Annotated in this window: 11 protein-coding genes and 1 riboswitch; of the genes, 9 read left to right on the plus strand and 2 right to left on the minus strand. The window is 64.3% G+C overall.

The window, feature by feature from the left end; all coding sequences use genetic code 11:
* The first annotated feature begins 6 nt into the window (after positions 1 to 6).
* From QZ326_RS10500 to spoIIP, 9 genes are all read left to right on the plus strand, one after another.
* Positions 7 to 144, plus strand: coding sequence for a helix-turn-helix domain-containing protein (locus QZ326_RS10500; protein ID WP_365329070.1), 138 nt, complete (start codon positions 7 to 9; stop codon positions 142 to 144).
* A 71-nt stretch (positions 145 to 215) separates the two neighbouring features.
* On the plus strand, positions 216 to 452 hold the full coding sequence (locus QZ326_RS10505) for a ferredoxin-thioredoxin reductase catalytic domain-containing protein (RefSeq protein WP_295744941.1): 237 nt from the start codon (positions 216 to 218) through the stop codon (positions 450 to 452).
* Positions 436 to 756 (plus strand): thioredoxin, encoded by a 321-nt coding sequence (gene trxA, locus QZ326_RS10510; RefSeq protein WP_295744943.1) that lies wholly within the window; start codon positions 436 to 438, stop codon positions 754 to 756. Before QZ326_RS10505 ends, trxA begins: the two co-directional genes overlap by 17 nt.
* 537 nt (positions 757 to 1,293) lie before the next feature.
* Positions 1,294 to 1,485, plus strand: a complete 192-nt coding sequence (locus tag QZ326_RS10515) for a DUF1540 domain-containing protein (RefSeq protein WP_016322484.1) — start codon at positions 1,294 to 1,296, stop codon at positions 1,483 to 1,485.
* Between the two features lie 263 nt (positions 1,486 to 1,748).
* The gene (locus QZ326_RS10520; protein WP_295744946.1) at positions 1,749 to 2,105 is read left to right on the plus strand and encodes a TSUP family transporter; all 357 of its coding nucleotides are present in this window, start codon (positions 1,749 to 1,751) and stop codon (positions 2,103 to 2,105) included.
* Entirely contained in the window at positions 2,102 to 2,482 is a 381-nt protein-coding gene (locus QZ326_RS10525; protein ID WP_295744948.1) for a sulfite exporter TauE/SafE family protein, read from the plus strand. Before QZ326_RS10520 ends, QZ326_RS10525 begins: the two co-directional genes overlap by 4 nt.
* Before the next feature lie 28 nt (positions 2,483 to 2,510).
* A riboswitch (TPP riboswitch) is annotated at positions 2,511 to 2,610 on the plus strand.
* Between the two features lie 298 nt (positions 2,611 to 2,908).
* Positions 2,909 to 3,427, plus strand: a complete 519-nt coding sequence (gene thiW / locus QZ326_RS10530) for an energy coupling factor transporter S component ThiW (protein WP_295744951.1) — start codon at positions 2,909 to 2,911, stop codon at positions 3,425 to 3,427.
* A 76-nt stretch (positions 3,428 to 3,503) separates the two neighbouring features.
* Positions 3,504 to 4,310 carry a hydroxyethylthiazole kinase gene (thiM, locus tag QZ326_RS10535; protein ID WP_295744953.1) on the plus strand — a complete coding sequence of 269 codons (807 nt, stop codon included), beginning with the start codon at positions 3,504 to 3,506 and terminating at the stop codon, positions 4,308 to 4,310.
* Positions 4,311 to 4,420: 110 nt separating this feature from the next.
* Positions 4,421 to 5,593: a stage II sporulation protein P gene (gene spoIIP, locus QZ326_RS10540; RefSeq protein WP_295744955.1), complete on the plus strand. Its 1,173-nt coding sequence runs from the start codon at positions 4,421 to 4,423 to the stop codon at positions 5,591 to 5,593.
* 3 nt (positions 5,594 to 5,596) lie between these two features.
* Here the strand turns inward: spoIIP and QZ326_RS10545 are convergent, their stop codons facing one another.
* Together QZ326_RS10545 and QZ326_RS10550 are read right to left on the minus strand one after the other, a co-directional pair.
* Positions 5,597 to 6,250: a radical SAM protein gene (locus QZ326_RS10545; RefSeq protein ID WP_295744957.1), complete on the minus strand. Its 654-nt coding sequence runs from the start codon at positions 6,248 to 6,250 to the stop codon at positions 5,597 to 5,599.
* The gene (locus tag QZ326_RS10550) at positions 6,240 to 6,455 is read right to left on the minus strand and encodes a hypothetical protein (protein ID WP_295744958.1); all 216 of its coding nucleotides are present in this window, start codon (positions 6,453 to 6,455) and stop codon (positions 6,240 to 6,242) included. The genes QZ326_RS10545 and QZ326_RS10550 overlap by 11 nt, the downstream gene beginning before the upstream one ends.
* Positions 6,456 to 6,593 lie beyond the last annotated feature (138 nt).

The raw sequence follows: 6,593 nt of genomic DNA on the forward strand, positions 1-6,593 counted from the left end.
GACGAGATCGCCCGGAATATCGGCAGCGCCAGGGAGGTGGTCTCCAAGGTGCTGAAATATCTGGCCGAGGAGGGCGTGGTCTCCCTGGGCCGGGGGCGGGTGGAGCTGACGGACCCGGAGAAGCTGCGAAAATTTCTCCCATAATGTAATTCGGTCACATACACCGCCCCCCTTTTTTGATATACTAAATCAAAAAAGAAAGGACGGTGTTTTGCATGAAAGCGGCGATCTCGCTAAACCCGGACGCCGAGGTGGTCAAGGCCGTGCGGGAGGGCCTGAAGCGCACCGGGGGCTACTGCCCCTGCCGGCTGGAGCGGACGGAGGCCACCAAGTGCATGTGCCGGGAGTTCCGGGACCAGGTGGAGGATCCCAATTTTGAGGGCTTCTGCCACTGTATGCTCTACTACAAATCCTACGGGAAAAAGGAGAATGAACATGAGAGAAGTCAATGAAAAGACCTTTGAGCAGGAGGTTTTGCACTCCGGCCTCCCCGTGCTGGTGGACTTTTACGCCGACTGGTGCGGCCCCTGCCGGATGATGGCCCCGGTGGTCCACGAGCTGGCGGAGGCGTATGAGGGGAAGATGAAAGCGGTGAAGGTAAACGTGGACGAGGCCGGAGCGCTGGCCGCGTCCTACGGCGTGAGCAGTATCCCCACCCTGGCGTATTTTGAGGGCGGGCAGCTGAAGGGCGTCTCCGTGGGGTATGTCCCCAGGGAGGACCTGGAGGGGAAGCTGGCCCAGTGGGGGCAGGCCTGACGCCGTTCCGGCGGTATGGAGAGAAGGAAGAGGAGGAGCCTTACGGCTCCTCCTCTTTTTATATTGGTATTTGCTGTCCTGGTGTTTTTTAATGATAACATAATTTATAACATATCAATATGAAAAAAAGGAGTATATACTGGTTGCAGAGGTTGGGCCGCCCCCCTGACGCCCCGTCTCCCAATTATCTGCAATTTTGAATTTTTAATAGATTGGAGGTGTTCAAATGCCAAATACAACCTGCGAAAACTGCAAACACTTTGTTCAGCACTATGTAAAAGAGAAACGATCCCAATTCGTGCCCATTTATGAGGGCCACTGCGCCCATCCGCGGCTGAAATCCAGGAAAACCGACACGCCCGCCTGTGAAAAATTTTCCCCCAGAAAAAGCGATACATAGTTTCTCCGCCGCCCGCGCACACTAACGCCACTGAATCGAGAGCACGGCGCGCGGCCAGGCGGAACAAGGCTCCGTCCCACGCCGCGGGCGGAGCTTTTGTTCAGTACTTCAATATCACACATCGGGAGGAATGGATCATGACCAGAGACTGCACCAACGGCGGCTGCGCCTGCACCCCCAACCAGAGCATCAAGTGCACCGTCAATAACTGCGCCCATCACTGCCAGGACACCCAGTACTGCGGCCTGAACACCATCCAGGTTGGCACCCACGAGACCAACCCCACCATGGTGGAGTGCACCGACTGCCAGAGCTTCAAGCTGAAATGATTCCAGGGGGAGCAGGCTCCCCCTGGAGGACCCCCACCACCAGTGACATCGGTCGCTGGTGTGTGCGCCCCAAGGACGCACGGGTCTAGGTATTTTCGCCACGTACACGCCGCGGCGAAAATAATTTGAATTTCTTCTCTTGCCTCCGGCAAAAGAACCGGGAAAACCTACGGTTTTCCCTGGCCCCTTTCCCTGTGGACGGGGCGGCCCGTCCGGGCCGCCCGTCCACCCTGGAGACGGGTACATACGAGGGAGGGGTTCCTATGAAGAAAAATAACTGGCCCGCTGTGATTGCCGGCGGGGCGGCGGGGGCCGCCAACGGGCTCTTCGGCGGCGGCGGGGGGATGGTGTTTCTCCCCATCCTCTCCCGCTGGGGCGCTCTGGAACAGCGCAGGCTCTACGCCACCTGCGTGGGGGTCATCTTTCCCGTGTGCCTGGTGTCGGCGGCGGTGTATCTGCTGCGGGGCGGTGTGTCCGCCGTAACGGCCCTGCCGTATCTGGCGGGGGGGCTCATCGGCGGCTTCTTAGGCGGAAAGCTCTACGGTAAAATCTCCACCAAATTTCTCAAGTGGCTCTTCGCCGCCTTCCTCTTCTACGCGGGGGTGAAATATCTGCTGTGACGGACTGGATTCTCCCCTTTCTCTGCGGGCTGGGGGCCAGCGTCATCTCCGCCTGGGGCGTGGGCGGCGGGACGCTTTTGCTGCTGGTGATGACCCTCTTTTTGGGCGTGGACCAGCGGACGGCCCAGGGGATCAACCTGCTGTTCTTTCTGCCCACCGCCGTCAGCGCCCTGGTGTGCCACTGGAAAAACGGCTATCTGGACAAGCCCACACTCAAAGCCGCCGTTCCCCCGGCGGTGATCCTGGCCCTGGCGGGGGCCTGGGCCGCCACGGCCCTGGACGTGGAGCTGCTGCGCAAGCCCTTCGGCGTGTATCTTCTGCTCTCCGGCGTCAGTCTCATCTGGCCGGGAAAGAAAAAGGGGGAGAACCCCTCTTGACAGCCCCGCCGAAAAATGCCATAATGATCATGAAAAACAGGGGAGCCGGAAGGCTGAGAGGAAGCGGCGCTTCGACCCTTTTACCTGATGTGGGTAATGCCACCGTAGGAAGTTTTCATGGATGTTCCGACACGGCGGATACCCACCCGGGTATCCGCTGTTTTTGACTTCTTTGTGAGAGGAGCGTGTGGGGAGAGGTACACAACAGGCGTCCCGGTTCGCCGGGAGCGGGCCGAGGGGGAGCGCCCTGGGCCCCAGCCGCAAAGCAGCGATGGGAAGCCGTGTTCCGGCGTGAGAGGGGGCCAGCAAGCCCCGACCGAATTTCCAGACAGGCGCCGCCTGTTACCTTGCCGTGCAAGGGGAAAACGCTGCTGGCTGACCGCCGTTTTCTCCCTGCGGTTCTTTTGATTCAAAGGAGTTATTTTTATGAGGAGCAATTCTACGAAAAAACTGGCCCTGGCCGGTGTGCTGTGCGCCGTGGCCGTTGTGGGCAGTATGTTCTCCTTCCCTGTGTTCGGCAGCAAGTGCGCCCCGGTGCAGCACATGGTCAACATCCTCTGCGCCGTGTTTCTGGGGCCCTGGTACGGCGTGGCCGCGGCCTTCGCGGCCAGCCTCCTGCGAAACCTGCTGGGCCTGGGGAGCCTGCTGGCCTTCCCGGGGAGCATGTGCGGCGCGCTGCTGTGCGGCCTGGCCTGGTGGAAGTCCAAAAATCTCTGGCTGACCCTGGCGGCGGAGGTCTTCGGCACCGGCATCATCGGCGGGCTCCTGTCCTGGCCCGTCGCCGTGGCCTTCATGGGCGTAAACGCCGGGACCGTGGCCTTTACCGCCTATGTGGCGCCCTTCCTGGTCTCCACCGCCGGCGGGTCCGTTCTGGCGGGGGCGCTGGTATTCGCCCTGCAAAAGAGCGGGGCCCTGGGCGCCATGCGGGGCGCGCTGGAGCATTGACCGCGGCAGTTCCCGCGGGGCCCGGTCCTCTGACCGGGCCGTCCCGGGAGATCCATTTTTGAGGGAGGGAGCCCCTATGCCGGATTTCACCCGTCTGGACGATATCCGGGCCCGCAGGCCTCTGATCCACTGTGTCAGCAATATTGTCTCTGCCAATGACTGCGCCAACGTGGTGCTGGCGGCGGGGGCCAGTCCCATCATGGCCTGCGCGGCGGAGGAGATGGCGGACATTGCCGCCGCCAGCGATGCCGCGGTGCTGAACACCGGCACCCCGGACGAGGCCCGGTTCCGGACCTGTCTCCTCCGCGGCCGGGAGGCGGCCCGCCGGAACCAGCCCGCGGTCCTGGACCCGGTGGGCGTGGGGGCCAGCCCCTGGCGGCTGGAGCGGGTGGGGACACTGCTGGACAGTTTCCCCGTCTCCATCCTCCGGGTGAACCTGGGGGAGGCCCAGGCGCTGCTCCGGACCGCCAGCGGAGAGCGGGGGGTGGACAGTCCCGCCCCCGCCTCCCTGGAGGAGCGGTCCGCCGCCGCCCTGGCGCTGGCGAGGCGGTACCGGACTGCCGTCCTCCTCTCCGGGCCGGAAGACCTGGTTGCCGGCGGCGGGCGCCTCTGGCGCATCTCCGGCGGCAGCGGGCAGATGGTCTCCGTCACCGGAACGGGGTGTATGCTGTCGGCCTTGTGCGGCGTGTTCTCCGCCGTGGAGCCGGAGCCCATGGCCGCGGCCCTGCTGGCCTCCGCCTTCTGGAAGACCTGCGCCCGCCGGGCGGAGGAGCGTTTCGGAGGGCGGGGCCCCGGCAGCTTCCGCACGGCCCTGCTGGACGCCGCCGGAACGCTGACCGCGGCGGAGCTGGCCGCAGAGGCGAAAATCAAAGCGATGCCATAAGGCAGGCGGCCCCAGAGACTGGGGCCGCTTTTTCAACGTCTGAGGCAAAAGACCTCCGCTCTCTTCTATTTCCTGCCGCCGCCGCATAGGTTGTCCCAGAGGTGATGCACATGAGAAAAAAGCCCATTCTCCCCGCCGGGCTCCTCCGGCGGCTGGAGGCGGGGGTCCTGGGGCTGGCGGTGCTGTGGGCGGCGGCGGTTACCGCCGGCAGCGACACCGCTGCGGCGGCCGTCTCCGCCCTGCGGAGCTCCCTGCCCATGGGGGCGCTGCGGTGGGAACTGGGGGATCTGTGGACACAGGACCAGCTGTCCCCCGCCGCCGTGCTGGCCATCAGCCAGGCGCCGCTGCTGCTGTCCGCCCGGGCGGAGGTGGCGGAGCTGTGGCAGAGCGCGGAAACCGCGCCCCCCGCCGCAGCAGATGAGGAGACGGAGGAGGCCGCCCCCACCCCGGTGGAGGAGACGCCCCTGGACGTTCCGGACGCCGCCGCAGCGGACAACGGCGTCCCTGCCCGGACCCTGGTGCCCAATGACCCCAGCGGCTACACCGTTTTCGGGCGGGCCTACATCAGCAACTCCACGGACCATGAGATCCCCCTCACAGCTCTGGGAGAGCCCTTCGCGGCGGCGCTGACGGAAGAGGAGCCCCAGATTTTAATCATCCACACCCACGGCAGCGAGGCCTACACTCCCGCCCCGGGGACGGAGGTGGCCTGGTCCGGTGATTACAGAACCACGGACACCCGTTACAACGTGGTGAAGGTGGGGGATGAGATGGCGGCGGTGTTTGGCGAGGCGGGCATCTCCGTCCTCCACGACCGGACGCTGTACGACTACCCCTCCTACTCCGGGGCCTATGACCGGGCCCTGGCGGCCATTCAGAGCTACCTGGCCCAATACCCCTCCATCCGCTTTATTCTGGATGTCCACCGGGACGCCATTGAGGACGGCCAGGGCAACCAGTACAAAGTGGTCTCTCCCATCCAGGGGGTGGGCACCTCCGCCCAGATGACCCTGGTGGTGGGCAGCGACGGCAGCGGCCTGACCCACCCGGACTGGATGGAAAACCTGCGGCTGGCGGTTGCCATTCAGCAGGATGTCCTGACAGAATACCCCACGCTGATGCGGCCCCTGCTGCTGCGCAACTCCCGGTACAACCAGCACGCCACCACCGGGTCGCTGCTGGTGGAGGTAGGGGCCGCCGGAAACGCCCCGGAGGAGGCGGCCCTGGCGGGCCGGCTCCTTGCCCAGCGCATGACAGAGGTGCTGCGGGCCCAGAGCAAATAGACCTCACAGGTGGGGAAGGCTTTTGCGGTATTGCCGCAGGGCCTGCTCCCGGGCGGGGTCCCGGGCTGCGTCCAGCTTGGCCAGCAGGGCGGAGCGGTCTTTGGGCAGGTCCCCCTGGACCACTACGGCGTTGGAGGCCCCCAGCGTGGCGAACCACACAGGGGTCTCCAGCCGCTCCACCAGGGTCCGGACCTCCTCCAGCTTCTCCACCTCGCTCTCCTCCGTCCAGTTTCCCGCCTGCATCTCCTGATACAGCCGGGACTCCGGGAAGACGGTAAGCATGGAGGAGCCGATGATTTTGGGGTGGGTCTGGTTGAAAACCGCTGCCGAGGCGGCGGCTCCCCGGACGCCCCCTCCCGCCCCGGGGAGGCCCGCCAGGTACATGAAATAATAGCCGATCCCGGCTCCGTCCAGGCGGCGGGCCTGCTCCACGATGTCCTCCGGCCCGTATCCCTTGTCCATAAAGCGGAGAGAGGGGGCGTACCCCGTCTCCACGCCAAGGCTGAGGCCCGTGTACCCCAGATCCCGGAGGGTCCCCAGCTCCCGGTCCGTCTTCCTGGCCACGTCCGTCACCCGGGCAAAGCAGCCGATGGTCTTGCAGGCAGGGAGATACTGTCCGATCAGTTTCCCAATGTGTCTCAGCTTGTTAAAGGACATGCCCCCACGCAAGGAACGCGCCGCCCTCCACGGATACGCGCTTGTCGTAGTTTACGATTTCGTCCGGGGCGTTGCCTGCAGGCTTGGGGAACGTGCCGATGTCAACGGGCCGCTGGGTGGAATAATACTTGTAAAGGCCGGGGGCCTCAATCTGCGCCACCTTGACGGAGAACTGCTGCTGGTAGTTTTCCACACGCTCCAGCAAGTCCTGCTCCAGCGCGGCCCAGTCACTGCCATAATACCCGGTAGCTGTCAGTGTGGGTGTTGCCCTCCTCGTCCGTCCATGTATCGCTTTCAATCTCCGGGTAAAATTCAAAGCAGTCCAGATTTTCCGCAAGGTTGA

The sequence above is a fragment of the uncultured Oscillibacter sp. genome, assembly GCF_910587525.1.
GTDB lineage: Bacteria > Bacillota > Clostridia > Oscillospirales > Oscillospiraceae > Oscillibacter.